The 26,738-nt window shown below is 47.7% G+C and carries 23 protein-coding genes; 13 read left to right on the top strand and 10 right to left on the bottom strand.

The features are described 5' to 3' along the window. Window positions 1-359 precede the first annotated feature (359 nt). Window positions 360-4,964 carry a DUF4011 domain-containing protein gene (locus BUA44_RS03230; RefSeq protein ID WP_072808515.1) on the top strand — a complete coding sequence of 1,535 codons (4,605 nt, stop codon included), beginning with the start codon at window positions 360-362 and terminating at the stop codon, window positions 4,962-4,964. Window positions 4,965-5,007: 43 nt separating this feature from the next. Here the strand turns inward: BUA44_RS03230 and BUA44_RS03225 are convergent, their stop codons facing one another. Further along, complete coding sequence (locus tag BUA44_RS03225) at window positions 5,008-5,289, bottom strand: addiction module antidote protein (protein WP_304456031.1); 282 nt, start codon at window positions 5,287-5,289, stop codon at window positions 5,008-5,010. A gap of 197 nt (window positions 5,290-5,486) precedes the next feature. On the opposite strand from BUA44_RS03225, the gene BUA44_RS03220 reads away from it, so the two are divergent. Next, window positions 5,487-6,824: an ATP-binding protein gene (locus BUA44_RS03220; protein ID WP_072808510.1), complete on the top strand. Its 1,338-nt coding sequence runs from the start codon at window positions 5,487-5,489 to the stop codon at window positions 6,822-6,824. Window positions 6,825-6,866: 42 nt separating this feature from the next. Here the strand turns inward: BUA44_RS03220 and BUA44_RS03215 are convergent, their stop codons facing one another. Next, a complete protein-coding gene (locus BUA44_RS03215; protein WP_072808509.1) occupies window positions 6,867-9,140 on the bottom strand; it encodes an N-6 DNA methylase in 2,274 nt (757 codons plus the stop codon). A gap of 797 nt (window positions 9,141-9,937) precedes the next feature. Here BUA44_RS03215 and BUA44_RS15550 point away from each other — a divergent pair. The 6 genes from BUA44_RS15550 (at window position 9,938) to BUA44_RS16115 (ending at window position 12,573) form a co-directional block, all read left to right on the top strand. Next, window positions 9,938-10,111, top strand: a complete 174-nt coding sequence (locus tag BUA44_RS15550; RefSeq protein ID WP_173382104.1) for a hypothetical protein — start codon at window positions 9,938-9,940, stop codon at window positions 10,109-10,111. 140 nt (window positions 10,112-10,251) lie between these two features. Further along, entirely contained in the window at window positions 10,252-10,743 is a 492-nt protein-coding gene (locus tag BUA44_RS03210; RefSeq protein WP_072808508.1) for a CdiA C-terminal domain-containing protein, read from the top strand. A 156-nt stretch (window positions 10,744-10,899) separates the two neighbouring features. After that, entirely contained in the window at window positions 10,900-11,433 is a 534-nt protein-coding gene (locus BUA44_RS03205; RefSeq protein WP_072808505.1) for a MarR family transcriptional regulator, read from the top strand. Window positions 11,434-11,647: 214 nt separating this feature from the next. After that, window positions 11,648-11,908, top strand: coding sequence for an HTH domain-containing protein (locus tag BUA44_RS03200; RefSeq protein WP_072808503.1), 261 nt, complete (start codon window positions 11,648-11,650; stop codon window positions 11,906-11,908). A 64-nt stretch (window positions 11,909-11,972) separates the two neighbouring features. After that, window positions 11,973-12,251: a type II toxin-antitoxin system Phd/YefM family antitoxin gene (locus BUA44_RS03195; protein WP_072808501.1), complete on the top strand. Its 279-nt coding sequence runs from the start codon at window positions 11,973-11,975 to the stop codon at window positions 12,249-12,251. Continuing rightward, window positions 12,238-12,573: a type II toxin-antitoxin system RelE/ParE family toxin gene (locus tag BUA44_RS16115; RefSeq protein ID WP_072808499.1), complete on the top strand. Its 336-nt coding sequence runs from the start codon at window positions 12,238-12,240 to the stop codon at window positions 12,571-12,573. The genes BUA44_RS03195 and BUA44_RS16115 overlap by 14 nt, the downstream gene beginning before the upstream one ends. An 8-nt stretch (window positions 12,574-12,581) precedes the next feature. Here BUA44_RS16115 and BUA44_RS03185 read toward each other — a convergent pair whose 3' ends face one another. The 3 genes from BUA44_RS03185 to BUA44_RS03175 all read right to left on the bottom strand — a co-directional run bounded on the left by BUA44_RS03185 (window position 12,582) and on the right by BUA44_RS03175 (window position 14,476). Next, a complete protein-coding gene (locus BUA44_RS03185) occupies window positions 12,582-12,986 on the bottom strand; it encodes a GNAT family N-acetyltransferase (RefSeq protein WP_072808497.1) in 405 nt (134 codons plus the stop codon). A 94-nt stretch (window positions 12,987-13,080) separates the two neighbouring features. Beyond that, entirely contained in the window at window positions 13,081-14,013 is a 933-nt protein-coding gene (locus tag BUA44_RS03180; RefSeq protein ID WP_072808495.1) for a bile acid:sodium symporter family protein, read from the bottom strand. Between the two features lie 52 nt (window positions 14,014-14,065). Further along, window positions 14,066-14,476 carry a very short patch repair endonuclease gene (locus BUA44_RS03175; protein ID WP_255370442.1) on the bottom strand — a complete coding sequence of 137 codons (411 nt, stop codon included), beginning with the start codon at window positions 14,474-14,476 and terminating at the stop codon, window positions 14,066-14,068. 79 nt (window positions 14,477-14,555) lie between these two features. On the opposite strand from BUA44_RS03175, the gene BUA44_RS03170 reads away from it, so the two are divergent. From BUA44_RS03170 to BUA44_RS03160, 3 genes are read left to right on the top strand one after another with little or no spacing between them, the layout of a single operon-like run. Next, window positions 14,556-15,305 carry an acid phosphatase gene (locus BUA44_RS03170; RefSeq protein ID WP_072808491.1) on the top strand — a complete coding sequence of 250 codons (750 nt, stop codon included), beginning with the start codon at window positions 14,556-14,558 and terminating at the stop codon, window positions 15,303-15,305. Window positions 15,306-15,352: 47 nt separating this feature from the next. Then, window positions 15,353-16,216, top strand: a complete 864-nt coding sequence (locus BUA44_RS03165) for a hypothetical protein (protein ID WP_143151845.1) — start codon at window positions 15,353-15,355, stop codon at window positions 16,214-16,216. 42 nt (window positions 16,217-16,258) lie between these two features. Further along, window positions 16,259-17,530 carry an argininosuccinate synthase gene (locus tag BUA44_RS03160; protein ID WP_072808487.1) on the top strand — a complete coding sequence of 424 codons (1,272 nt, stop codon included), beginning with the start codon at window positions 16,259-16,261 and terminating at the stop codon, window positions 17,528-17,530. Window positions 17,531-17,772: 242 nt separating this feature from the next. Here BUA44_RS03160 and BUA44_RS03155 read toward each other — a convergent pair whose 3' ends face one another. Beyond that, window positions 17,773-18,324, bottom strand: a complete 552-nt coding sequence (locus BUA44_RS03155) for a hypothetical protein (RefSeq protein WP_072808485.1) — start codon at window positions 18,322-18,324, stop codon at window positions 17,773-17,775. 105 nt (window positions 18,325-18,429) lie between these two features. On the opposite strand from BUA44_RS03155, the gene BUA44_RS03150 reads away from it, so the two are divergent. Then, complete coding sequence (locus tag BUA44_RS03150; RefSeq protein WP_072808482.1) at window positions 18,430-19,305, top strand: DUF3078 domain-containing protein; 876 nt, start codon at window positions 18,430-18,432, stop codon at window positions 19,303-19,305. A 306-nt stretch (window positions 19,306-19,611) separates the two neighbouring features. Here BUA44_RS03150 and BUA44_RS03145 read toward each other — a convergent pair whose 3' ends face one another. Beyond that, complete coding sequence (locus BUA44_RS03145) at window positions 19,612-20,226, bottom strand: hypothetical protein (protein ID WP_072808481.1); 615 nt, start codon at window positions 20,224-20,226, stop codon at window positions 19,612-19,614. 216 nt (window positions 20,227-20,442) lie between these two features. Here BUA44_RS03145 and BUA44_RS03140 point away from each other — a divergent pair, with 216 nt between their 5' ends. Continuing rightward, window positions 20,443-23,205 (top strand): fibro-slime domain-containing protein, encoded by a 2,763-nt coding sequence (locus BUA44_RS03140; protein ID WP_072808478.1) that lies wholly within the window; start codon window positions 20,443-20,445, stop codon window positions 23,203-23,205. Window positions 23,206-23,671: 466 nt separating this feature from the next. Here the strand turns inward: BUA44_RS03140 and BUA44_RS03135 are convergent, their stop codons facing one another. The 3 genes from BUA44_RS03135 to BUA44_RS03130 form a co-directional block, all read right to left on the bottom strand. Beyond that, the gene (locus BUA44_RS03135; protein ID WP_072808476.1) at window positions 23,672-24,901 is read right to left on the bottom strand and encodes a MiaB/RimO family radical SAM methylthiotransferase; all 1,230 of its coding nucleotides are present in this window, start codon (window positions 24,899-24,901) and stop codon (window positions 23,672-23,674) included. Next, window positions 24,877-25,038: a hypothetical protein gene (locus BUA44_RS15545; protein ID WP_178348731.1), complete on the bottom strand. Its 162-nt coding sequence runs from the start codon at window positions 25,036-25,038 to the stop codon at window positions 24,877-24,879. The genes BUA44_RS03135 and BUA44_RS15545 overlap by 25 nt, the downstream gene beginning before the upstream one ends. Window positions 25,039-25,161: 123 nt before the next feature. Continuing rightward, window positions 25,162-26,655, bottom strand: a complete 1,494-nt coding sequence (locus BUA44_RS03130) for a SpoIID/LytB domain-containing protein (RefSeq protein ID WP_143151844.1) — start codon at window positions 26,653-26,655, stop codon at window positions 25,162-25,164. Window positions 26,656-26,738 lie beyond the last annotated feature (83 nt).

Below are 26,738 nucleotides of genomic sequence, written 5' to 3'. Positions count from 1 at the left end.
CCGGTTCCCCAGAAATACGACATCTGGCGGTAGGGCGTAAGATAGAAAAAGACTATAAGTGTGGCTAGTGGTTGGTGATTAGTGGTTAGGGAATGTAATCGGAAATTGACCCGAAAAACGTCATTGCGAGGAATGAAATGACGAAGCAATCCATACAAAAAGGGAGGGGAAAGCCTTCCCCTCGCTTCAACCGCCTTCGGCGTTTTCCGCTACCCCTTCTAGCGGGCGCTCAGTCGCCGCGCCCGCAACGCCCAGGGCTTAAAAAATAATTATTGGAATTACGCTTTTTGTTATTTTTTTTAGTGGATATTGATGATGTTATTATATTTTTGAGTGTAGTTGTTATATAAAGGTTCAACATGCTTAATGAGAAATTGGAAAACTGGGCAAAAAAGCTTTTAGATACTGGTTTGCGCAACAATCTGGTTAATTTTAAAGAGAATAAAGGCTCTCTTGAAATTATTTCTCATTCTGGGTCAGAACTGTTTGAGTTGCTTGATAAAGGTGTTCGGCTGGAAGTCTTTGATCCTAAAAAGGTGAATGATAAAGATTTTCCGAAAACCATGTCTCGAGAAAAGTTCATTGAGTCTTTTAAACCTTTGCTAAAAAAGAATAATATTTTGGCATATAATAAGACGGATGCTAATTCTATTAGAATTCTTAAGAATATTGATAAAAAAGCCGATACCTCAATCAATGAAACAGGTGTAAATATTGCCTACATGGCGATAGGCTTTATGAGTTGGCTGGAGGCGGACTCTTCTACATTAGTTCACAAGGCCCCTCTTCTTTTGGTTCCGATTTCTATTGAAAATGAATCGGCCGTTGATCCCTTCTTTATTTCTGCAACTGGCGATGACGTTGTTGTAAATCCCACATTTGATCATAAACTCAATTCTGAATTCAATGTGCATTTGCCTGAATTTGATGGCGAAAATGTTGAATCATTCTTCGATGAAACTGAAAAAATTGCAAAAAAATTAAAATGGACTTTAGATCGAGGTTGCTGGATTAGTACGTTCTCGTTTCTAAAAATCAATATGTATAATGATTTGAAGGAACATGAAGAAGATATCCTCGAAAATAGAAATGTTAAGGCCTTATTTGGCATTTCTGATGAAAATAATGATTCCGATGGTTTAAATTCTGAAGGTCAATTTGATGATCTACGTGATTTACACACTGTAGTTGACGCAGACTCTAGCCAAATGAAAGCCATTAAGATGGCGAAGTCTGGAAAAAGTTTCGTGTTGCAGGGCCCTCCAGGTACTGGTAAAAGCCAAACCATTACGAACATAATTGCGGAATGCCTGTATGATGGCAAAAAAGTGTTATTTGTTTCTGAAAAACAAGCTGCATTGAATGTTGTGTATGATAAACTCCGTCAGGTTGGACTTTCTGATTTCTGCCTAGAACTTCATAGTCATAAGTCTAACAAAAGGCAGGTGATAGAAGAATTGTGCAGAACACTGCACTTGCCCAAAATTAGCGCATCCAAAGTTACTGACGATATGATACGTAGAGCACAATCGCAAAAGGTTCTTGATCAGTATGAACACGAGTTGCATTGTGTCCGACCATATGTTAATTTATCACTGTTTCAGATGTACGGTGCTCACGCTCATTACAAGAACGCACCGCAAATAGATTTCTATATCGATAATTTTGAATACATGAACGATAGCTGTCGCAAAGAAATCAGCTATATGTTGGAAAAGTATCCCTCGTATGTTCCCACTATTGGTCAGGATTATAGATGTAATCCCTGGAATGGCTATTTAGCTAAAGACACGTCCATTAAGGGGAAAAATGCTATTAAAGTAGACTTTGCGTCTATGATTGATGCATTAAGGGAAATTACCCCTCTCCTTAGGCAATTGGTTGATGTCTATGGAGCTAAAGGAAAAACAATTTCAACACTAAAGGCCTGTATTCCTTGCTTGAACATTCTTAATTCCAATGAAGTTCTTGTTCCGGAACTCTTTGATAAAGGAGTCTTATCTTCGACAAGAAATTTTGTTGATGAACTGGCAAGTAAATCTGAGGAAATAATTAAACTTAGGCAAAAGATTACTACAGACTTTGAACAGAAGGCATTAGAAATTGATTCAGATGATATTCATAATCGTCTTTCTAAATTGTATGATACGTTTATCAAACGGCTTATAAGCCTTGATTACCATAAGACAATGAAGCAACTAAAATTAGTTGCCAAGCTTGGTGTAAAAGTTAATTATGAAAGGGCTCTTGATATTACTCAGAAGATATCTACATATAAGCAAATGGTGCTTGAATATGAAGCGATTTGCTCCCAAAAAAAGATACTACTAGGTCCGTCTTACAAAGGGATTGATTCTAATTGGGGGCATATTAAGGAATCCTTAAGTGAATTAGCTGGATATCTTGAGTCTGTTAAAGTAATTCCTTTGCCTATATTGAACTATCCTCAGAATACATTTAATCAAATGATTAAGGATGCTGCTGGTCTTATTACCTTTGCAGGAGGTTTCTTAAAAAAGAATGAAACTTTAATTGAAAAAATATCGGATGATTTTGATAAAAATAAGGTCAATCTGGTTGGCTTTGAAATTGAGCCGTTGTGCAAAAAATTGGAATCATGTCTAAGTCAAATTGATTCGTTAGAAAATTGGAAAGCATTCCAAGAATGGCTTGCAAAAATAGATCGCTACCAGATGAGAGGATATCTTGATTATTGCATAGATAAATCCTTGAATCCCGAGGATTATGCATCTACTTTTAATAGACGATATTATGACTTGTGGATTGACAAGATTCTTGCTTCAACACCTGTTTTGAGCAGGTTCAATAGGTCTGCTCAAGATAAAGAAGTTGAGATTTTTGCAGAAAAAGATCGTAATAGTTTAATGATTAATAGGACTATTATCCGTGTAGCGTTGGCTCAACAACGGCCGTCCCCCAATAATCTTGTTGCTGGCAGTGAGGTTGCTATTCTTCGTCATGAAGGTGAAAAGAAAAGAAAACAAATGCCTGTTCGTGTTTTGATTGATAGAATTGGATCAACAATTCAAAAATTAAAGCCTTGCTTTTTGATGTCGCCGCTTAGTGTAAGCGCCTTCTTAAGTACAAAGGCTGTATCGTTTGATACAGTTATTTTTGATGAAGCGTCTCAAGTTTTCCCTGAAGATGCTATTGGAGCAATTTATCGTGGAAAGCAAGTAATTGTTGTTGGAGACTCCAAACAGATGCCCCCCAGCAATTTCTTTAATTCCAGTACTGAATCAGATAGTGATGACGACGATTATGACAATGTTAACGATTATGAATCCATACTTGATGTATGTTCAACGTGTTTTGATCAGCTTTATCTAATGTGGCATTATCGTAGTCGCTCTGAACAATTGATTTCCTTTTCTAACAGATATATCTATAATGATCGTTTGATAACGTTCCCTTCATCGGAAACGGACAAACGTTGGGTAGGTGTTGACTATTATTTCTGCGAGAATGGTATATTCAGTCATAAAAGTCGACAAAATGAGAATGAGGCCAAGTACATCGTAAACCTTATCTTTGAAAATATCAAGCAATATCCAAAGCGTAGTTTAGGTGTTGTTGCTTTTAGTGTTGCTCAGCAGGATTTGATTGATACGTTGCTTTATGAAGAGCGCCAGAAACATCCCGAATATGAATTTTTCTTCAAAAAAGACGTAATCGAACCTTTTTTTGTAAAAAATCTTGAGACGGTTCAGGGTGATGAACGAGATACCATCATTTTTAGTATTGCCTATGCTAAGGATGATACGAATCGCTTAATGCATAATTTTGGTCCTTTGAATAAGGCTGGTGGAGAAAGACGTCTGAATGTTGCTGTCACTCGTGCAAAATACAATTTGCAGGTGGTCGCCTCAATTCACGGCTGTGATATCGATCCAAAGAGAACTTCTGCTGAAGGAGCTATTCTTTTGGGAAAATATCTTGATTATGCTGAACGCGGTGTTGCTGCCCTTGATAAGGTTACGGATGTTAAATCAGATGATCAGTTTGATTCTGTCTTTGAAGAAGAAGTGTGCCAATTTTTACGAGACAATCACTATGATGTTGACACTCAGGTTGGTTGTTCTGGATTTAGAATTGACATGGGTATAAGGAAACCAAATAGTTCTGATTATTTCCTTGCCGTGGAATGTGATGGAGCTGCCTATCATTCTTCGAAAAATGCCAGAGATAGAGATAGACTTCGTCAGGAAATCCTAGAACGTATGGGATGGAATTTCTATCGAGTTTGGTCTACAGATTGGTTTAAAAATAATAAGACCGAAAAGCGAAGGCTGCTTGATGCTGTAGCTGCCGCAGAAAGTAAACCTAAGACAAAAATTGAAGAATCTCCTACAGTTGTTTCCGATGAAACAGAAATAGAAGTTGATGCTAATTTTAGTCCTGAGTCCAGCTTTCCTAAGTATGAGAAATCGGATGTTGAAAAAATTTTTCGCAGTGGGGTGAATCGGGGATCCTTCCAAAAGTGTGTTCGTAAGGTTTTGGAAAAGGAAATAGCAGTTTCTGAGGAGTCTTTCTTGAAAAGAATAGTTTTCCCTTGCTATGGACAAACTCGGGTTACAGAAAAGATTAATGCAAAATTTGACGAAGATATGCTTTTTTGTAATCGAGAAGGAATCCTTCGTAGGAAAGGCTTTATATGGTTAGATAATATTGAAAAGATCCCGTTTCGAATCCCTGGAGATGAAAGAAAGATTGAAGAAATTCATCCTCAGGAACTTGCAGATGGTATGCGGACATTGATAAAACAGGATGGATCTGTAGATAAGAAGTCGTTATTCCAAGCCATAGCAAAGCTACTAGGTATTAATCGTCTAGGTTCGAATGTTAATGAATGTATGGAAAAAGCACTTAGACAAATTGGCGATGGCTTTAAAATTGAAGGTGAAAGAATCAGTCCTGTAAAAGATGAAAATGAGCATTCGTGACAAAATATTTTCGTCCATCAGATTGCCGATAGAAATCATTTTTTCACACCCTATATCGCGCCCTTTTCTCGGCGACGCAAAGTTCTTTTTGTTTGGCGCGCTTTCTGAATTTCATTTTAGGGACAAGCGTCATCTGGATCCCCATGGCGTTCAGCACCTTGAAAATTGTTTCAAAGCGTGGATGCGCGTTTTCGTCTAAAGCCTTATAAAGGCTTTCACGACCGAGTCCGGTCTTTTCGGCAATCAGCGACATACCCTTGCTTCTGGCGATGTGCCCAATGGCTCGGAGGAACAGCGCGGGGTCATCAGATTCGCTGACTAAAATTGGCGAAATTTACCTAAAATCGGCAATTTTTACCACAAAAACACGCAACGAAATGCCTCAAAAACACGTAATGAAATCAGGCGTATACACAAAAATGCACTTTTTCGTGTGAAAAAGTGCGATTATAATACACTGATTCGGCCGAAAAAGTGCACTAAAGTGTTGACGATTCGGTTGGAAAAGTGTAGTTTTGGGATATGTTCAAGAGAAAAATCCTTAAAGAATTTGAAAATTGGAAGATCTCGGGGGGCAAAAAGAAGGCCCTGGTTGTCAAGGGAATGCGCCAAATCGGCAAGACATCCAGCGTCCTGGAATTCGCCCGCAACAACTACGAGAGCGTCGTCTATATCAACTTTAAGGAAAATGAAAATGCGAAGAAGGTTTTCGAGGGAGACCTGAACGTCAATAGGATTGCTATAGACCTTTCGGCGCTTTTCCCCAATGCGCATTTTGTCGAGAACAAGACCGTCATCATCTTCGATGAAATTCAGGAATGTGCAAACGCCCGCGCAAGCATCAAGCCTTTTATGGAAGATGGTCGTTACGATATCATTTGTACCGGATCCCTGCTAGGCATTAAAGGATACAACCGAAAAAAAGGGAAAGGCGTCCCGACCGGTTTTGAAAGAATAATTTATATGAAACCCATGGATTTCGAGGAATTTCTGTGGGCGAAGGGAATTGATGAAAAAGTCATCAGTTACCTGAAGGAATGCTTCGCGAAAAAGGAACCCGTAAGCGAGGCGACGCACAACGCCATGCTCCGCTACTTCAAGGAATACCTTTGTGTAGGCGGGCTCCCTTATGTTGTTTCTCGATTTGTCGAGACGAACGACATGAATGTCGTTTGGCAGGAACAGCAGGACATTCTTGAAGAATACAAGGACGACTTTGGCAAGCACCTTGACGAGAACGAAAACGAGGAAATCGACCGCACGCTTCTTGGCCGCATCAATCGCGTTTTTGATTCGATTCCCGCCCAACTTGCGAAGGAAAACAACAAGTTTGTCTATTCGCAACTAGAAAAGAAGGGCCGTTCCGAAAATTATCAAACCGCAATCCAATGGCTCTACGACTGCGGCATAATCAACATTTGCCACAACCTGACCAACATCGCAGAACCCCTTGAAGGCTACAAGATCGAGAATACGTTTAAGATTTATGTGCAGGATTCCGGCCTGTTCGTCGCCATGCTGGAACGCGGCACCGCGGCCAAGATTTTAAGCGGTGATTTGGGATTCTATAAAGGCGCCATCTACGAGAACATCATCGCAGATTGTTTCTCTAAACAAGGTCGCAAACTATTCTACTTCCGCAAAGAATCCGGGCTAGAAATTGACTTTGTAGAAAATGTCGGCGGCGAACTCGCCATTATTGAAGTCAAGGCAACAACGGGACGCTCCAAGTCGGCAAAGACCGTTCTGAGTAACGACAACTACGCAGCCAAGGTTTGCTACAAACTTTCCGAAAACAACATAGGTGTTGCTGGCAAGATGGTTACACTGCCGTACTACATGGCTATGTTTCTGGAGTGATTTTATAATTCGGTAGGGGTTCCTGTATCGTCTTGGGCTTTGTCAATTCAAGGTTTCTGTGCTGTCAACAACAAGCTGATTTAACTGCTTTTCCAACTCGATTTTCTTTTTTTCTATTTCTTCCATATCCTTCTTTATTTTCTCAACCCTTTTCACAACCTGATTCTGTTTATTGATATCAACATACGGGATTTCGAATGTTTCAAATCGTGATTGACTTATCGATTGCTTTGATTTTCCCTTTTTCCAGCCATTGAGACCTTTGCGAACTTCTTGCTTGATGCTTTCAAAGTAGAGCTGATAGAACTTAAGATTCACTGGATATTGTTCTTTATCTTTTTCTGTCAGAACAAGGCAAAGAGAACTTGCTGTAAAATCACCATTGATGTAATGGCAGTTGCCAAGAGATCCTTCTGCACCAACAACATATACTAAAGCTTCAGTATTTTTGAAAGATGCTTTATTGTGAGTTTTCCATTCGATTGCGGCTGTAATGAATGGTATTTTTCCAGGAGTATTTTTTGTTGATTGTATTAGTTGAGGGTCTTTGGCTACATTAAATAAATCACCTATGGGAACAAAACCTTTTTGAGTTTTTTGTTTATTTTGTAAAACCAGTTTACCCTTGGCAAATATTTTTCGTTTGAATGATTTTCCTGATATTTCGGTTCCATTTAAAACGCAATCAAAAATTTCTTCTTCTTTTTGTGGCCATTGTTTTTTTGTATCTACACGTCCTTTATGTTGAATACTCTCCAAGCCGTCGTCTTTGAGATTGTAAAAGAGAACATTCTTGTCTTGGTTATGCGGTTTTTTTGTGAATCCAAAAATAGAAGTTTGAATCGTCCTTCCTTGTTCTCTAAAAAGTGTTGGAGGCATCTTAATTTCAAAGTTTAACGTTGCTTTTTTCAGTAGATTCTCAGTGCTTTTTAGCTGTTTTCTTTTAGAGGTCTTTTCTTGATTTTGTTCCAAAGTGATTGATGGCATAATGACAATTAATTCACCATCCGGCTCTAAATAGTCAATAGCAGACCAAACAAATTCAAAGGCAAGGTTATTTTCGTAAGGAGGGTTGATTATGCATTTTCTCGGTTTTAATCTGTGAATATGATCAAGAAGTTTTTGCCCATCGTCTTCTACAAGATTATCTACATCAAGCAAACTGCTTCTATGTATCATATTGCTTCTGCCATCACCGTGCAAGAACATGTTGGAACAGGCAAGAGAATAAAGTACAGGGTCTATTTCAAAGCCAATTAATTGATGATTGGTTATGTGTTCAATTGTTGCGTCGTCCCCATTTGCGAGACTTACCAGTCTTTCTAATGCGAACATTAGAAAACCTCCAGGACCAGTGCATGTATCCAAAACAACATCATCGACAGATAGGTTTGCTAATTTCACCATCAAGTCTTTTATGTGGTCAGGTGTTAAAATGATATTTTTGTTTTCGATTTTTCCTGCCCTAGATAAAAAGATTTTATAGGCTTTCCCTAGAATGTCATATTTTTCTTCGTGCTTAAAAGGAATGAAAATTTTTTCTTCTATATCTTTGATAATCTTTTTGTATTCAATCAACGGAAAACTGATGGTTCTTATAAATGCGAAACAGTCTTTCCATACGATTTTTTTGCTAAAACTATTGGCTTTATCTTCCAATTGATTTGTAATTGCCGTTAAAATAGCTTCGTTTAAGCGGTCTGCCTCAATGCCAGATTCTGGCTTTTCTATACTCCTATATGTTTTTTGAAAAGTCTTGTCGTTTAGGGCTATCATTAATCCTGAAAAGAATAAGCTTCTGTTTGTGTCTCTGACTCTGCTTTTGTCGTGAAATTTTTTATTCAATTCAGATAAAAATGTGGTTAAAGCTTCGTCTGATATTGTGTCTCCATATTTCTTTCGGGTGTAAATTTTTTCAATATTGTTTAAAGAGAGTAGTGCTTCTGCATCTGTTAAATCGTCTATTTGGGATAAAACATCATCCTTTAAAAGTCTGCAAAAATACTTTATCTGAATACTATCTTTGGCTTGACCTGATATTGCAATGCCAATAATATCTTTCCCTTCAATTAAGTTGTGCTCCATGTACCACTTAACTTCGTCAATGGCCAATTTGAAATTGTCGGCTTTGGCTTCAACTATTATGCAATATTTGTCGCAATCTTTAAAGAAGTCGGGATATCCTTTTTCACCAGTTTTTCTTTTAGATGTAAAACCATAATAATCAGGAATGGCTGATTTTTCCAAGAATGTATTCGTTCCATAAAAACTACGGAACAGGTTTTCTGTTTTCGTTTCACTCTTTTTCTTTGCCATCCTAGGCTCCTTATGCAAGCGTCTGATTCGACTCTTACTCAGGAGCACAAAAACTTTAGCCAAAACAAAAAAGGCGTGGAGTCGCAGCGCTTATCGAACCTGCGGGCTACCACACCCTTGACCTAATAAGCACAAACGACCCACGCCCCAGATGGGACGTGAGCGTTCGTCTTATTCTTAGGTCATTAGAAAGTGGTAGTTTCAGGTCCAAGAATAAGAGACGAATCTCAAAAATTCTGGTCGCTCCGCACCATTCGGTACGGAGCTATGTCAGTGGAAAATATATATAAATATGCGAGAGGGAGATCCCCGCCTACGCGGGGATGACAGGGAAAAAGGAGTTAACAAGTCAAGCCCGGCATGACAATTTGAGGGAAAAACTAGTCCAGTGGTCCACTTTTTATAAAAAAACAGCGTTAAGATATCCCTTGACTTCGACAACTTATTTGTATATATTGTAGCTGATATTCGATAATCCCCGTGACAGTCGACATAGACCTTCGGGTCCGTACGTGCATTCGCGGCGAGGCGCATTAACCTTCTTGTTGATGCTGTTGGATAGCTGGTAGGAACACGACCTACTCGAGTGTGCTCGCTAAGGCGGGTGCCAAGTAACGCCGGGGAAGGCCCCCGCCAACAGGATTGCAAGATCATCCCATTCCGCGCAAGGCGTGGAAAATCTCAATACATAACAAATAAGCAAGGGCATGTTGTGCGCTGTTTTTCAGCATAATCGCAACGGCCAGTCAAATTGTCGCCCAATGGCGACGTTCAACTAAAATTTATAAGGAGATATCATGTTCGATGAAATTTTTGGAAAATTCAACGGAGGCCCGAATCGCAGTGCTAACAATGCAATTGGGGATTTTGCCAAGGTACTAGAAGAAAAAGATGCCGAAATCAAACGGCTTAAGGAACTGATTCTGCGTTGCCCTAAATGTGGTGCGAAATTACGTTACCCGAGAGGGTGAAAGGAGGTGAAAATAAAATATCATCAAGGCACTAAAAGATTTCTTAAACGTAGCGAATTCGATACGTTTAAGAATGTTGGCAATCGGAGATTGTTTTGACCAAAAAAGTGAAAACAAAAAGAAGTTCGCAGAAACGCAGAATGGCGAAGTTGGACGCTTCGCTAAAGTCGGCGTACGAACTTGCCGCAAAAAATTTGGCTTTGACAAAATTTCCCGAAGAGGATTGGATTCGCGTAAATGGGGTGCGACTCTCTAAGACCCGAAAAATACAATCTGAAAAGAGCAAGAATGCAAAGGACGTTCTTGAAAAAGAAATGGAGATTGCATCAATGTTGGCTGCTGCGGGACATTTCGTTTGGATGTTGCCTGAAAACAATGCTGTGGGCAAGAATCCCGATGCAATCATTGATGGATTGATATATGATTTTAAACAAGTTAAGCTTTCGAAGGTGGAGCAGCGCTTTGTAGAGGCTCTTAAGCAGGCGAATAATGTGGTTTTGAGACTGCTTGATGAAAGGAATGTTTCCCGCGTATTGGGCAAAATAAAAAAACATGTAAAAAACAAGAAGGTCGGAACCCTTTTTGTTATTATTGGCTCGGATGTAAGGAGGTTTGATTTTGACGAGATATAAAAAAAATCCACGTTTTTTCGGCACAAAAACGTGGAAAACCCTGGCTGCCCGAGCATATAGCCCCGGCAAAGTTCATTGCTGAACTTGACCATAATATACAATATTTTTGTGCTGAAGTCAATAGCTTCATGAGGGAAATTATGGTAGGGAGGATATATGGCTAAAACAATAAATGAAGCTTTTTCTGAATTTATGCAAAATTCGGTAGATTTGGACCCCAAAGATGTTGTAACAGCGAGATATAGCAGGGATAATTTGCTGGAAAATATTGGTGAACTCGATTGTCGAGGTTTCTTTAGGTTGTATCCTGATGTAAATATTCAATTTGGGTCTTTTGCTCGAAAAACGAAGAAACGGCCTCTTGATCATGTGCCAGAAGGAGAAAAGAGTGGCGGATTAAATGGCGGATTAAGTGGCGGATTAAATGTCCCTGTAAATGGCACATTAAACGGCACATTAAATGGCACATTAATCAAGAATATAAAAGAATCGCTTAACGCATCTCAATCAAAGGTCTTTGATTTTATTATGAGAAATCCTGGCTGTATGGGAAAGGAAATCACAGGAGTCCTTGACATGCCAAGAGATACCTTCAATAAAATCATTCGCTCTTTGTTTGAAAAGAAGATTATTGAACGCCGTGGTTCTAAAAAGACTGGCGGCTATTGGGTGAAAAAGGGATTGTGCTAACAACGCCATCGGGGATTTTGCCAAGGTGCTAGAAGACAAAGATGCCGAAATCAAGCGGCTTAAGGAACTGATTCTGCGTTGCCCAAAATGCGGTGCGAAACTACGTTACCCGAGAGGATAAAAGGAGATGAAAAACTTTAATAGCGAGGCTATTCGATGACTTTGGAAGAACTCAAAAAACTGATTTCTAAAGATGAAACGAAGCGCATAATGGATGCTTGCAAAGCTGAACGGTAGGATTGTCACCCCAAATGAACCTCAAAATGCACTCCAAAGTGCACCTCAAAGTGCACTCCAAAAGCGTCTTGAAGCGGTTGCAACTATGATTTTGGCAAATGGCTCTATTGCAATTTCTGTCATTGCTCAAAATTTGAATGTAAGCCGCGATTCAATTAAACGTGACCTCAAAAAACTTGGCTACGCTTGGGAAGGCGCATCGAAAAATGGTCGTTGGGTTCGCAAATTGCGGTCTTGACCGTTGTCAGATAAAAGACTATATTTAGTATCAAATTCAGTCCGACTTAAACAAGGAGTCGAAAATGGCCTCCCTTAAGAACATCAAGCCGATTTCGTACATCAAGGCGAATGCCGCCAAGGTTCTAGATTCGGTGAACGAATCGCATACTCCCTATATCGTGACGCAAAACGGGGAGGCCCGCGGGGTCATTCTCGATGTTGACTCGTACCAGAAAATGCAGGACGCCTTCGCTTTATTGAGACTGATGCAGATATCGGAAAGGGACGTTCAGGCAGGTCGCGCAAAGCCCGCTAAGCAGGTTTTCCAGGAATTGAGGAAGGGGCTCAATGCGAAAAAGTAAGGTCTACAATGTAATCATATCGAAGTCTGCCGAAGACGATTTGAGAGAGATTGTAGACTACTACAAAGCCTTAAATTCGTCCTATGTAGAATCTGTCATCGCACAATTTGAACACAATATTTTGTCTCTGTCGCATTTCCCCTTAAGCGGCAGAGTTGTTCCCGAATTATATGACCAGGGGATTGAGCTGTATCGGGAAATAATTCAGGGGCTCTATCGTATTGTGTACGAAATTCAGGCAGAGAATGTTGTTGTCCATGCCGTCATTGACAGCAGAAGGAATCTTCAGGACATCCTCGTTGCCAAATTGTTCCGGTTGTAGGGCGTAACCTACGTCCACAGACTCGTAATAAACATCGGGCTCGCATCGTCGGCTTTCTTGAAGCCGCAATGTTCGTAGAAGGCGAGTTCTTCGTTGTAGGCGACCACGACGACGCGCAGGTAATCCTTGTAGATTACCTTGACGCGTTCCACGAGTTCCCTGCCGATGCTTTTGCCCTGGTATTCGGGGCGTACGAGAAGGTAATGCACGTAGGCGTTCATGATGCTGTCGTCCATCGCGCAAATCATTCCGACGAGTTTTTCGCCGTCCCAGGCGGAAATGACGGTCTTGAAGTTCTTCATCGCAATGATGAGTTTGTCGGGGAAATGCCCCGAAGACCATTCGACGGAGAGGAAGAGGTCCTTTAAATCTTGTTCAGAAAATTCGTGGGTGTTTTTGTATTCAATGGTCATAATTATGCTGGAGATGCTTATTGGATCCTATCGCCGCTACGCGGCTCCAGGATGACAGAGGGTGGGCGCGGTGTTTATTCTCTGCGAAATCTTTTTATTCCTTTCGGCGATAAACGTTCGCGAGTATCGCGCCGGAGATATTGTGCCACACGGAGAAAATTGCGCCGGGGACGGTCGCCATCGCAAGGCCCGAGAACGCGGTCGCAGCAAGGCTTGTAGCGAGTCCGGAATTCTGCATGCCGATTTCGATGGAAAGCGCCTTCGTCTTGGGTGTCGAGAATTTCAGCAGCTTCCCGAGGCCGAATCCACAGCCGTAACCGAGCAGGTTGTGGAGAATCACCACGGCAAACACGATGGCACCCGTAGAGAGAATCTTCGATGCATTGTGTGAGACGACCGCAGCCACAATCATTGCAATCGCAATCACGGAAACGAGCGGCAAAACCTTCACTGCGCGGGCAGTCCACTTGCCGAAAAACTTGTTGATGATAAACCCAAGCGCAATCGGCACGATGACGACTTTCACGATGGAAAGGAACATCGCCATCACGTCTACGTTCACGGTGGTGCGCAAAAGCAGGTAGGTAATCGCCGGAGTCAGCACGGGAGCGAGCAGCGTGTTCACGCTGGTCATTCCAACAGAAAGTGCCACGTCGCCTTTCGAAAGATATGTGATGACGTTGCTGGAGGTCCCGCCCGGGCAAGTGCCCACGAGAACGACGCCCGCCATCAACGCGGCATCGAGCCCGAAAATCTTGGAGAGCAAAAATGCGAGTGCCGGCATCACGATAAACTGCGATGCGCACCCGATGGTAATTTCCTTAGGGCGCGCAAAGACAAGTGCAAAGTCGTTTAGCTTGAGCGTGAGCCCCATGCCGAACATCACGACCATCAAGAGGTAATTCACCCAGCTGAGCTCAATCCAGAGTGTGGCTTTGGGCAGGAACAGCGAGAGCGCCGCAATAGCCAGGACGACAACCGCCATCCACTTGCCAATAAAATCACTGATTTTTTCAAGAACTTGCATTTTTAAACCTTTCAAAATCAAAAAGAAAGATAGTCTTTTTCCGACCCGTGGTTCAAATCTCTATGCTTTCTTCATCGCTTGCAATAAAGGCCTTGAGGCGTTCAATAGTGCGGTCGAAATCGTTCTTGACGGAACATTCCCAAATGGTTGCAACGCGGTAGCCTTGTAGCGAAAGTTTCCAGTTCGTCTTGATGTCGCGCACCATATTGTTCGTGAACTTTTCATTCCAGAATTCAGGGTTGCTTTTGGGGCGGCTCGTGAACTTGCAGCCGTGCTGGTGCCAGAAGCAGCCGTTTATAAATACAACCACGCCGTATTTGAGGATAAACAGGTCTGGCGAGCCGGGCAAATCGTGCTTGTGCAGCCTGTAACGCAGTCCCGCCTTAAACAGTGCCCGCCGCACAAGCAGTTCGGGCCGGGTGTCTTCCGAATGGACCGCCTGCATCATTTGCGAACGGTTCATGGGAGAGTGTTTTTTACGACGGCATTTTTTCATGGGATTAGCATTTGAAAAGATAGTCTTTTTTATTTATATTCAAGGTATGAACAATCTTATCAAGAAAGTTTTTATCGTTGTCGCCTTTTGTTGCGCGTCGCTTTGCAGTTTCGCTGCAGATGTCAAACCTTACGTGGAAGCAGATGCGCTCCCGAACGCACTGAACTTCTACCCGGCGCCTCCTGACACGCTCTCCCCGCAGTTCATGTACGACATGTCGCAGTACATCTGGGGCAAAAAGATGCGTGCCGATTCCGCGCGAGCGGCCCTGGCCGTGGCCCAGGCGGTAGAGACGGTTGAGGACATGGCCAAGATGTTCAGCGAACCTTTCGGCATGGAAATTTCGGCAAAGAAGACTCCCGCCATCATGAACCTGCTCGAACGCGGAGTCCGGACGCTCAAGCAGGTGGGGAGCCTTCCCAAGAGGCATTACATGAGGCGTCGCCCTTACGACCGCTTTAACGAACCGACCCTGGTTCCGTCCGAAGAAGAACGCCTGAGAACGAATGGTTCTTACCCGTCGGGGCATACCGTTCGCGCGTGGTCTATGGCTCTGTTGTTGATCGAGGTGAACCCGTCCGCTCAGGATGCACTGCTGAAATACGCCTACGAATGGGGCCAGAGCCGCGTGATTGCCGGGTTCCACTGGCAGAGCGACGTGGATGCCTCCAAGGTGCTTGTTTCGGGTGCTTACCCGAGCCTGCATACAAACGATGTGTTTATGGCCGATATGCGCAAGGCCCGCGAGGAATACAAGAAACTTTCTGCCGCAAAGAACGGCAAGAAGGTGAAGTGACGGTACTGCGTGGCTTGCTGAAGATTTATTTTGTATAATTAAAGAATATGCGGATATTCTGGGTGATATTGTTCCTTGCCTTGAATGCCCTCGCGGAAACTGCCGTGGGGGATACCGCGAACGTTGTTGAAAACACAGATTCCGCGAACGTTGTTGCAAGTGCCGATACTGCGAGTGCTGTTGCGGACACTGCAGACCCCGATACGGCCGTTCTGGAACGCCACAGCGTTCCGCTCCCGCGCCTTTCCGCCTATACGGGTTACGGCCTGCTGGTGGGTCTCGCGTTTGGCCTCTACAACCCGACCGAGGAATGCGACTGCCTGGGCGTTTGGCAGGGTCAGTTCGAGTATTTCTACAACGACTGGATAAGTGCGGGTGGCGATGTGCGCTTCTTTGGCGGTGACCTGGATGCCGACAAGTCCGTGCTGTACCGGCGCTACCGTATCAATACGCGATTCCATTTCCCGCAGGGGCGCTGGAGCTGGTACGTGAGCCCGGTTGTCGGTTTTGAATCCACGGACCTCGAGGAAATTCGCGAGGAATGGCACCAGCGCGACATGGAAGGCTGGATTCCCGGCGTTTCCACGAAGAACGAACAGGAAGTGGAAGACTGCGAGAAGATGTTTTCGCTGGACGGTTTTTCCATCGGTGTAGACCTGGGCGGTGGCATCGAGTTCTGGAACACGCTTGGCGCTACGGCGAGCATCCTATACGAATACAATTTCGGCGGAGCCCAGCTGCTCACGATTGCTCCGGGTATAGCCTACAATCTCCAGGCAGTTTGGCCCTGGTCAAAAAAGCACCTCTCCGCCGCATGGGTCTCTATCGAAACTGGCTTCCAGCGCTTCTTCAACAGGTCCGTTGATTCCTGGGCTATGTCCGGTTACTTGGGTGCCGTTATCGGCTTTTAATTCTATATTTGGTTCGTCTAAAATTTTCTCAAAGGAAATAAAATGGCTAAGAAAGAATCCAAGAAAAAGGTTGTCCTCGCTTACAGCGGTGGACTCGATACCAGCATCATCATCCCCTGGCTCAAGGAAAACTACGATTGCGAAGTGATCGCTTTCGCCGCCGACCTCGGTCAGAACGACTTCCCGGACGCCAAGGCTCTCGAAGACAAGGCTTTGAAGACTGGCGCATCCAAGTGCTACGTTCTCGACCTCAAGAAGGAATTCCTCGAAGACTACGTTTGGCCGACCGTTCGCGCCGGTGCTAAGTACGAAGGAACCTACCTCCTGGGTACTTCTTTCGCCCGTCCGCTCATCGCCAAGTACCAGGTGAAGATTGCTGAAAAGGAAGGCGCCTACGCTGTTGCTCACGGTGCTACCGGTAAGGGTAACGACCAGGTCCGTTTCGAACTGACCTACGCTGCCCTCAATCCGAAGCTCGAAGTCATCGCTCCGTGGAAGGATCCAAAGTGGCACTTCCACAGCCGCGAAGATGCTATCGACTACGCTGCCGCTCACAAGATTCCGCTGAACGGCATCAGCAAGAAGAAGATTTACTCCGAAGACGGTAACCTGTGGCACCTCTCTCACGAAGGTGGCGTCCTGGAATTCCCGGAACAGGAACACAAGTACGAATTCCTCAAGCACACCAACACGTACGAAAAGGCCCCGAACAAGGCTGACCACGTGACGATTACCTTCGATAAGGGTAATCCGGTGGCTATCGACGGCAAGAAGATGGGCGCAGTCGAACTCCTCGAATACCTGAACAAGATCGGTGGCAAGAACGCTTGCGGTCTGTTGGACATCGTCGAAAACCGCCTCGTTGGCTTGAAGAGCCGCGGCGTGTACGAAACTCCGGGTGGCACGCTCCTGTACAAGGCTCACGAATGCCTTGAACAGCTCGTACTCGACAAGGAAACTTTGTTCGAAGCCCAGAAGATGTCTATGACGTACGCGAACCTCGTGTACAATGGCCAGTGGTTCACTCCGCTCCGCCAGGCTATGGACGCCTTCTTCGCCGAAGTCAACAAGGTCGTTACCGGTGAAGTGACGCTCAAGCTCTACAAGGGCAACATCATTCCGGCCGGCATCAAGAGCCCGTACAGCCTCTACGACATGGGCCTCGGCGGATTCACCGACGTCGACATGTACGACCAGAAGGACGCAACGGGCTTCATCCGCTGCTTCGGCCTGCCCCTGAAGACCCGCGCCCTGTTGCTCGGCAACAAGACGAACGTGGACTTCGGCAAGCCGGTCGTGCTCCCGAAGAAGTAATGAGACCGCTCGCGCTAAACTAGGGTGTTAAATCGCTCCGGTTTGCGCTCGCTCCCACCTAAAGGTGGCCATGTACACTAAGCGCTAAAGCGCAAGTGTCCAAAGGTCGCCTGCGACGACTCGTTGATACGAGTCGCCTACGGCTCACGGGAGAACGCTCGCTGAATTCATAAAAAATCCTCGGTTCAACCGAGGATTTTTTCATTTCACGCTCTACATCATCAATTATCAATCATCAATCATCAAAATTCCATCAGGTAGCCCACCCGCCAGCTGAAGTCGGGCGCGTCGTGGTCCTTGAACCTGTAAGCGGGGAAGGATATCTGAGTGAACACTCCGAACAAGTTAATGCGCAGGTCTGCGGTAATGTCGAGCAGTTCCTTGTAGTTGTAGGGGTACAGGTACATCGCGTTATTTGCGCGGTTCACTGCGCGGTGCATCTCGTTGGGGGCTTCCGCAAATTCATACCCGCCGCCAACGCCCAAGAAGAGGTTGAATGGGAAATCGCGCAGGAACGTCCACCCGATGTTGCCGCGAATGCCGCACCAGAAGTCGTTTGCCCCCTTGTGGAACCCGAATCCGGCGACATGCAAGGTGGCTGCCTTGTAGCGAACGGAGCCTTCGAGCATTACCGGAGTGAGCCTGCCTGCCGATACGCCCGCGCCAAAGTGCCAGGGGGTGGCTTCGCCGGCTTGCCCCGCGCTTGCGACACTCTGGTCCGCCGCACCCGCAGTTGCGGCAGTGCAAAGAACGAGCCCTGCAGTGGCGATAAACCTCAAAAAAGCCTTCAGCATGCGCTAAATTATAGAAAGTACCTTCCCCAAAAAATACAAATATGCTATTTTTAAGGCGTCAAACCGGCCTTGCGGGAATACCACGGGCCATAACGAGGAAAAGATATGAAAATCAAATCGCTTCTTTTGGCCTGTGCCACTGCTTGCACTCTTGCCGCTCCTGCAATGGCGGAAGGCGGCATGTTCGAAGGTGCCCTTCCCGAAAACTGGACTGCCGATGTGGTCGCCGCTGTCAAGTGGAACTACTACAACTTCTCTAACTGGCAGCAGGACGGAACATCCAACTACACCTGGCTCATCACTTACGATGCCGACGTGCAGGGCAAGTGGAAGGTCGCCAACTGGCGTAACCTGGTGAACCTCGCCTTGGGCAAGACTTGGACTGACGGTCTCGGTCAGCGCAAGTCCGCCGACAAGATATTCTGGGAATCCATGCTCGACTTCAACATGACCGAAGTCCTGAAGCCCTACATTGGCAACCGCTTCGAAACGCAGTTCCTTTCGGGCTACTCCTACAGTGAAGACGAAGAAGGCAACGAAATTAAGAAGGCCATCTCCTGCTTCATGGATCCGGCATACGAAACGCAGGTCGCCGGTCTTGCCTACGTTCCGAACGACATGTTCAGCCAGCGTATCGGTTTTGCTAACCGTATGACGATTTCTAACGGCTACGGCTTTGCAGATGACAAGGATACCGAAGACAAGGTTGAAAAGTTCAAGGACGAACCGGGTCTCGAATCCATCACGGAATTCAAGTACGCGTTATCTTCCATCGCTAGCTTCAAGACCCGCCTGTGGGCTTTCGTGAACTTCAAGGGTGTCGACGAAATCGACGGCAAGTGGGAAAACCTCCTCGCTGTGACGATCGTGCCGTACATCGAACTGCAGGTCGGCTACGATATGGCCTACGACAAGGATCTCGACGAAGACGCACAGTACAAGACGATGGTGCTCTTCGGCATCACTTGGCGCTGGTTTTAAGTAGTTATGAGACCGCTCGCGCTAGAATCTGAATGACAAGTTCAAGGCTGGCGCTCGCTCTCGCAATCGCGACCGGTTAATACCGGTCGCTTTTTGCTCACGGGAGACCGCTCGCTCTTTCAATCGCCCTCGGTTAATACCCGAGGGCTTTTTTTTGTAAATAAACTAATTTTATACGGATCAAAATACCATAAAGCGTGAGTTTGGTCTGTAAGCCCCGCGATAAACTTCTCGTTTCCCTCAACAAACTTCTCGCCACTTGCGACAAACTTCTCGCCCCCCGCATCCATCATCAATTATCAATCATCAATCATCAATCATCAATTCGCTCATCCACGCGTCGCGCTTCTTGCGCAGCTTCTCGAGCGACTTGTCGTCGGCCTCGCTTGCGTCGCGGGCGGCGATCAGGTCGCGGTACCCCTCGATAAGCGACTTCGCCTTCTTGCAGTGCGGGACCAGCTTTTCCAGTTCAGAGAGAATCGCCTCGTCGGAATACAGCCGCGATACGCCCTCGAGGCTGCACTTCACGAACTTCTCCATGTCGCCATCGGCGCGCGCCTTTTCCGCCTCGGCAAATTCCAACGGGCGGATGGCGTCCACCCAAGCGGATTCCGCAGCGTAAATCTCGTTGTCTTCGGCGATGGCGTTCTTGCCCCAGGCGTTTTTCATGTGCCTCTCGATAAACTTGAGGTAGGTTGCCGTATCGACATTGAACCCGCGGGCCTTCGCGAATTCGGCGAGGTTCTCGAGGTTTGTGCGTGTGGGGGTGTTGAGCAGGCATTCCTTGAGGACCGCCATCTGGTCGCGGTCGCTCAGGTTCCGGAAAGATTCCGCCTTGATGGAGTTTGCCTTGAGCCTCAGGTACACGACCCGGAGCAGGAGAATCATGATGATGATGACAAAAAGTAGCGACCAGTTCATGCCCGCAAATATAGAACAGTACCCTGCAAATTTGGAAAAACGGGGCGTTTGGACCTGGGGAGGTGGTCTAAACGCTATGTTTTAGGTCACAAAAATGCGAAAAATGCCCATATTTATGATATTTTTCAATTCCAGACGGGAATAAAAGCGCAATTTTGGTTTATATTTAGGTATGTATTGTTTACCTATTGTGCAAATAGGTGGAGATTGGATATTATGAAAAGAAAATTGGTAGCAGGATTGGCACTCTCCGCGGTGTCTTTTGGTTTGGTTAGCTTTACGCCGGTGCATGCCGACGTGGCTGGTGCCGCGAACCTCGACATTGTGGTGCGTGACTTCCCGGTGACGCATCCGGACTTCGAGAACTTTTCGGAAGAGTTCATCAGCACGGGTGACAATAACTATTGTGCGAACCATGGCGCTACGGGCGGTACGTGCGGTGAACTGATTTTTAATACGAGTGTGTCGAAGGGCGCTATTGGTTACGATGCCACCTGGTACACGACTTATGCTCCGTTCCATGCGACCTGCGGTAACGGTCGTTCCAAGGCGGGTGACTGGATTGGCCAGGACGGTAGGCCCCACTTGCCGAACACGATGCTCCCGTCGTACCTCCAGCTGACGACCACGGCCGATACGCTTAAGTACGGTGAATGCAACAACAAGACTGCTCGCGGTTATACCCAGCGCGGTTACGAGAAGTACGTTGACGGCATGGTCAGCGGAACGAAGTGTAACGGCAACGTCTGGGCGAACGCCGTGTACTACACTCCGGGCATGGTCCAGCCGTTCCTGAAGTTTGCCCCTGCGGCTGCCGGTGCCGAAATCGACATGCTCGATGGCGTGGAAATTTTGAAGGCGAAGGATGCTTGTGACAACTTCTTCTTTGAACATTGGTATTCCGACAACAACGAATTCGCCAAGCGTTCCAACACGGTGCTTACGCTCCCGCCTGCGAACGTTGCCGGTTCTTCCAAGAACATCTACGCGATGGACTACAACTACGGTAACGGTGGTTACTTCCCGCTCGATATCGTGGATACCAACTCCCAGACCCGTTTGGACATGGCGACAAAGGCTAACGGCGGATGCACCACGGACCAGTGCGACCAGTACGGTCCGCAGACGCTCTCCATCTTCTGCCCGCCTTACGACTACCAGTACGCCTCTACCCAGGCCGATATGATGAATTCGAAGACTGCCGGCCTCTGTGCCACGTGGCTCATGGCGGGTGGCCCGCGTAGCCCGATTGCTGCCTTGACCGCTGCCAACAGCGATGCGGTGCTTGGCCCTCGTCACCTCCGCAACTACGGCTTTACCATGATGGGTTACGCCAAGTTCAAGTACAACTCCAAGAACCAGGTGAACGCCGCTGGCCTTCCGGACCCGGAAATCTTTGAGTTTACTGGTGACGACGACATGTGGATCTTCGTGGACGGCGTGCTCGTGGTGGACCTTGGTGGTACTCACCTTGCCGCTCCGGGCCGCGTGGACATTTCCGTGCTTGCCGCTAACGGCCACGGCTGCCATGCAGACCCTGTGCTTGCGGCGAGCGGTTACATGGATCCTCCTCTTATGAACCAGACTGCTGCTGGCCAGAACTGCTTCTTGAACCCGGACGGCTCTTGGGCCGACAACACCTGGCACCACCTGCACTTCTTCTATGCTGACCGCCAGTCCGATGGTTCCAACATGTATATGCGCACCACCCTTGCCGAAATTGCTCCGACCAAGTACGGCCAGCCGACTGTTACCGGTGCCGAAGTTACGGTTACCGACGGTGTCGCTACGACGAGCCTTATCTTGAATACCGAACTTTCTGACGAAACGCTCGCCATGATGGTTGCCGGCGGCCAGAGTGGGACCATTCCTGCACTCGTGGTTGTCCGCTGCACCAACTACAGCATCGAGGCTGCAACGTGTCTTGCTCACGATACACTTGGCATGTTTGTCGAAAGCGCTAACTTCACGATGGACAAGGGCGCCGATGGCGTTATCTATGACCTCCAGGGCAAGCTCAAGGACAAGGCCGGAAACGAATACTCTCTCCAGGCCGGTGACGAGATTGCTTTCAACTACCCGAACAACGACCCGCTGAGCGAAGCCAACAACTACTGGACGACCATGATGTACAACGGTACGTTCGCCATGTTCGGTACTCCGCTCTTTGTCTCGTCCAAGGCGGGCAAGACTGTGGAAACGTATCCGCCGGAGTGGGCTTCTGCAAAGTTGCTTGTGAACCCGACGACGGTTATCGAGATGAAGGATACTTCGCTCGTGCGTCCGGAATTCGACAACAAGGAACTTACCGACAAGGCCGGTGGCGATGACCTGCCGAAGAACTCTACGGCAGAACTCCTGATTACGCCGCTTCCGCCTGGATTCATTGACGGTGGCGACCAGAACGGCTGGCTCGAGGAGCACTGGACCGAAATTACTGCGGCTCCGGTGGGTGCCGATGGCCATGCCAACGGTGGCGTGTCTAGCCCGGGTGCGACTGTGGTGAGCGATAAGGGCGGTGCCGCTTCGGGCCGTTGCTACGCCGATGCGAACGGCACGGAAAGCTGCTCCAGCATTTCGTTCCGTACGTCTCAGCCGTTCCAGGTGAACGTGCGCGTGTTCGACCACCTTGGCCACTTCATTAGCCAGTACACCGAAGGCGTTACCGACCCTGCCCTGTTCAAGGCTATGGTGAGTGCGCAGACTGTGCCGAACGCGACGTCCAATACTTGTACCGACGGTACCGACTATGCCAATGTAACTGGTGTGGGCGAAATGATGGTGACCATCAAGATGTACCCGGTTTCCCAGCAGGGTCGTAAGATCGGTACGGGTCCGTACATCTACCAGGTGTCCATTATTAAGGAACACTATGTGTACTGCGCCTACATGGGCGGTGGCGGCTTCCAGTACGTGGATGCTCCGTACCAGCGTGCTTCGTTCACGACGACGCGCGGGTACCGCCGTACGACGAAGTAAGGCGACAAACGAACTTAAGAAAGAACCCGGCATAAAGCCGGGTTCTTTTTATGTTTGCGAGTGTTGTTTGCTGAAGTTCTTTGTTTATAGATACTTGGCTGCGGGCGTGTCGAACACGCTCACACTATCACTTTGTTCCAGTGCTTGCTTAGTTCGGCACGCGCCTCCGCGCATTGCAGCTATGTGTTTCCGGCTAAAATAGGACTAAATCGTGGAATGCAGGTGCTTTAGTCCTATCTCGGGAGGGGTTCTGATGGCTGATGTAGGACTATTTCGTTGTAAAAAGGTGCTTTAGTCCTATCTCGCAATGCGTTAAAGGGACAAAAGCGCGTTTCGGACAAATGAACGACAGAGAAAATGAGGCTTTGATAGGACTAAATAGAAAAAATGCACGATTTAGTCCTATCCGCAGATTGATGCACTTGTTTTTCGTAGGACTAAACGCACAAAAACATAGCGTTTAGTCCTATTTTCGGGCGGAATGGCGAATTAAACTTATAAGAGCAAATGCTTCTGCGTCGGTGATGCGCACTTGCAGTTTTGTTCCGGCGGGAATGTCGCCGGCGAGGGCTACCGGGCGGTAGGCCTCGTTCCGCGCGATGGAGGTGCCTGCGCGGTGCCCGGGTTTCTCTACCACCACGTCGCAGGTCTTGCCGACCCACAGGGCGTTGTTCTCGCGGGCGATTTTCTGGAACGCTTCCGCCAGGCGGGCGGAACGCTCGTGCTTGACGCTATCCGGAATGCGGAGGCCTGCATCTGCCTCCATTCGCGCGGCGGCCGTACCCGGCCGGGCGACAAAGCGGGTGATGTTGCATACCGTCGGGCGAGTTTCTTCGAGCAGTCGCAATGTTTCGCGAAAGTCGCTTTCCGTTTCGCCGGGAAAGCCTACAATCAGGTCGGTACTGAGGGTGGCGAGCGGGAACCGTTTATTGAACTCGCTTGTGAGTCGCCGGAACTCGCTTGCAGTGTGCCTCCGGTTCATCGCCTTCAGGATTCTGTCGCTCCCGCTTTGTACGGGAACGTGCATGAACTTGTAGACGCGATTGTCCTGGAAGCATTCGAGCAGGGCACCTGCGTAACCGCATACGTGTCGCGGGTTTCCCATGCCGAGGCGTATCTTGTAATTGCCGGGAACATGCACGAGGATGCTTTGCGTGAGGGTGGCGAGATTCGTGCCGATATCGAACCCGTAGCAGGCGCAGTCCTGCCCGGTCAGCTGGATTTCGGTGCATCCGTCGGCCACAAGGCGCTTGACCTGCTCGACGATTCCCTCGGGGGCATAGCTTTTGAGCCGCCCCTTCACGAGGTGCGTGCTGCAGAACGCGCAGGCGTCGAGGCAACCTTCCTCGATGTTTACGATACCCACGAACGGGGATCCGCGTAGAACGTTGGACTCTATCGCAGTGGCTTCGCCTTGCTCTAGAGAGGCGATTTCCTCTAAACTCGTAAATGATACTTTATCTGTAACCTTGACCGCTTCTTCGCGGAAGTCCTTCGGGGCGCATCCCGTAATGAACAGCGGTGTGCCAGGGAACCTTTCGCTTGCGGTGCGGAGCAGTTTCAAAGCACCCGCGTTCCCCTTCACCGTGCAGACATTCAAGTATATGGCGTCCGGCGCATCTTGTGCCCTAGGCGCATCTTGAGTCCTGGGCGGACTTTGCGACCCGAGGCTCAGCGCATCTTGAGTCCCGAGCATACCTTGAGCCCCGAGTACATCTTGTAATGTGCAAAAGCTCCTCGCAGCATCTTGAGCCCCGAGTACATCTTGTGCGGATGGCGCGCATCCCGCTGCATCCTGTAAATTGCGAACGCTTCCCGCAGCATCTTGCTCATCCGGCAGCCGGAATACAACCCGCGCGTTGTAGCGTGCGGCAAGCGCCCGCGCAATCTTTTCCCCGTCCCCGAAGTTCGCGGCACATCCCTGGCTCAGTACGGCAAATACCGGATTTTCGGCGCTCATTTCTCGAAACGCTCCAGCGTGATTCCCGGGTAGTAGTGCGTGAGTATGGTCGCGAAGTCCTGGCCTGCGGCGCTGCGGGCGCGCACGCCCATCTGGCACATTCCGACTCCGTGCCCGAACCCCTTGCCCTCGATTTTCCATTCCTGCTTGTGGTGCTTTACCCTGAAGAATGATGAGGGCAGCATTGTCCCGTTCTTCTTGAACAGCCAGCGCACCTTGTCGCCCGCGACCGTGAACTTTCCCTTGTCCGTAGTGACTTCGAGCGTGAGGATTCTTCCGCTAGCAAGCGTATCCTTCACGCCAATCGCCTTCACGTGCTTGAACTCGGGCACCTTCGCGTTTGCTTCCTTGCCGTTCTTCTTGAAGAGCGCGGGGAGTTCCTTTTCGCTAAAGTTGCGTTCCCACTTGCTGTAACTCGATTCGTTGCACCATGGCGTTCCATCGGGCCGCAGGTCCGGCTTGCTCTTGAGGTAGGGGAGGTCGGGCCGGCCCCATGTGGCGAGCGTCTCGCTCATGCCCCCGCAGGTGGAATGGTAGTACGCGATGATGAACTCGCCGTTGTATGTCATAACGATTCCGGCGGTGGCCTTCACGGCGCTGTCGGTAAGCGGGGTTGCGCTCGCGAGCCCCTTGTAAACCTGGTCCTTGGTGTCGGCGTACACGTCGAATCCCATGGATTCGCGGCTGCCGAAGTGCTTGTAGGCGTACGTGCGTGCGGCAATCGCCTGCGATTCGAGTGCGCTGAACCTGCTGCTGTCGAGCTTGCCGATTTCGTAGGGCACCACGCCGCGCAGGTATTCTTCCACGTCGACGGTATTCACTGCGGTCAAGAGCCCGCCCTTTGCCGTGAGGGTAAAACTGCCCGGGTAGCACGAGGAGGCAAGCTCCTTTTGCGAGGGGGCGAGCGCAATGCAGGCTCCGTCCGTATTGATTTGGTATTTGCTATCGGGTTGCGGTTTCCCCGGTCCGGAGGCGATAACCTTGTTCCCCTCTGCGGTGAACTTGTATGTAGCGTCGTGCGATTTCCAGAGGAGTTCCTTCACTCCGGTGAATACGCCCACCTGCAGGGGGCGGTTCAGGTTCGCGGGAATCTTCTTCGCGATGATGCCTGCGGGTAAATTTGCGCCCGCGCTGTGCGCGTCGGAAACGTTTGTCGCTTCGATGGGCGCGAAGTTTACGGGACCGTCGTAATCCGATTGCTCCGGCGCATCTTTAGGTGCGTCCTTGTGCATATTTTTTGCCGGCGCATCTTTAGGTGCATCTTTAGACGCATCATTAGTCGCATCTTTAGCATCTCCTGCAGGGGCTGGTTTTGCGGCCGGTTCGGCAATCGGCTTGAATGCTTTCGCCGGTTCCGGAGTGATTTGTGTGTCTTTAGCCGGAGCGTTCTTTGCTTCGGGCAGTTCCGGCAAGTCAAAATCGCCGGCGAAAACTATCGCCGGGAATGCGAGCAGGCAAAGCCAGAAAATTTTAAGACGTGCGCTGGACATTGTTTAAAACACAACTGTAACACTCACTTCTAGATCCTTCGACTCCGCGACTTTGTTGCAGAGCCTGCCCTGAGCTTGTCGAA

It is taken from the genome of Fibrobacter sp. UWR3, assembly GCF_900143055.1.
GTDB lineage: Bacteria > Fibrobacterota > Fibrobacteria > Fibrobacterales > Fibrobacteraceae > Fibrobacter.
The sequence above is the reverse complement of the archived record's forward strand: the minus strand, read 5'-3'. Positions and strand labels throughout refer to the sequence as shown.

Coding starts and splice junctions, on each gene's coding strand:
- BUA44_RS03230 (WP_072808515.1), top strand. CDS start 360: ATGCTTAATGAGAAATTGGAAAACTGGGCAAAAAAGCTTTTAGATACT.
- BUA44_RS03220 (WP_072808510.1), top strand. CDS start 5,487: ATGTTCAAGAGAAAAATCCTTAAAGAATTTGAAAATTGGAAGATCTCG.
- BUA44_RS03215 (WP_072808509.1), bottom strand. CDS start 9,140: ATGGCAAAGAAAAAGAGTGAAACGAAAACAGAAAACCTGTTCCGTAGT.
- BUA44_RS15550 (WP_173382104.1), top strand. CDS start 9,938: ATGTTCGATGAAATTTTTGGAAAATTCAACGGAGGCCCGAATCGCAGT.
- BUA44_RS03210 (WP_072808508.1), top strand. CDS start 10,252: ATGGCGAAGTTGGACGCTTCGCTAAAGTCGGCGTACGAACTTGCCGCA.
- BUA44_RS03205 (WP_072808505.1), top strand. CDS start 10,900: ATGGCTAAAACAATAAATGAAGCTTTTTCTGAATTTATGCAAAATTCG.
- BUA44_RS03200 (WP_072808503.1), top strand. CDS start 11,648: ATGCTTGCAAAGCTGAACGGTAGGATTGTCACCCCAAATGAACCTCAA.
- BUA44_RS03195 (WP_072808501.1), top strand. CDS start 11,973: ATGGCCTCCCTTAAGAACATCAAGCCGATTTCGTACATCAAGGCGAAT.
- BUA44_RS16115 (WP_072808499.1), top strand. CDS start 12,238: ATGCGAAAAAGTAAGGTCTACAATGTAATCATATCGAAGTCTGCCGAA.
- BUA44_RS03185 (WP_072808497.1), bottom strand. CDS start 12,986: ATGACCATTGAATACAAAAACACCCACGAATTTTCTGAACAAGATTTA.
- BUA44_RS03180 (WP_072808495.1), bottom strand. CDS start 14,013: ATGCAAGTTCTTGAAAAAATCAGTGATTTTATTGGCAAGTGGATGGCG.
- BUA44_RS03175 (WP_255370442.1), bottom strand. CDS start 14,476: ATGAACCGTTCGCAAATGATGCAGGCGGTCCATTCGGAAGACACCCGG.
- BUA44_RS03170 (WP_072808491.1), top strand. CDS start 14,556: ATGAACAATCTTATCAAGAAAGTTTTTATCGTTGTCGCCTTTTGTTGC.
- BUA44_RS03165 (WP_143151845.1), top strand. CDS start 15,353: ATGCGGATATTCTGGGTGATATTGTTCCTTGCCTTGAATGCCCTCGCG.
- BUA44_RS03160 (WP_072808487.1), top strand. CDS start 16,259: ATGGCTAAGAAAGAATCCAAGAAAAAGGTTGTCCTCGCTTACAGCGGT.
- BUA44_RS03155 (WP_072808485.1), bottom strand. CDS start 18,324: ATGCTGAAGGCTTTTTTGAGGTTTATCGCCACTGCAGGGCTCGTTCTT.
- BUA44_RS03150 (WP_072808482.1), top strand. CDS start 18,430: ATGAAAATCAAATCGCTTCTTTTGGCCTGTGCCACTGCTTGCACTCTT.
- BUA44_RS03145 (WP_072808481.1), bottom strand. CDS start 20,226: ATGAACTGGTCGCTACTTTTTGTCATCATCATCATGATTCTCCTGCTC.
- BUA44_RS03140 (WP_072808478.1), top strand. CDS start 20,443: ATGAAAAGAAAATTGGTAGCAGGATTGGCACTCTCCGCGGTGTCTTTT.
- BUA44_RS03135 (WP_072808476.1), bottom strand. CDS start 24,901: ATGCTCGGGACTCAAGATGCGCTGAGCCTCGGGTCGCAAAGTCCGCCC.
- BUA44_RS15545 (WP_178348731.1), bottom strand. CDS start 25,038: ATGAGCAAGATGCTGCGGGAAGCGTTCGCAATTTACAGGATGCAGCGG.
- BUA44_RS03130 (WP_143151844.1), bottom strand. CDS start 26,655: ATGTCCAGCGCACGTCTTAAAATTTTCTGGCTTTGCCTGCTCGCATTC.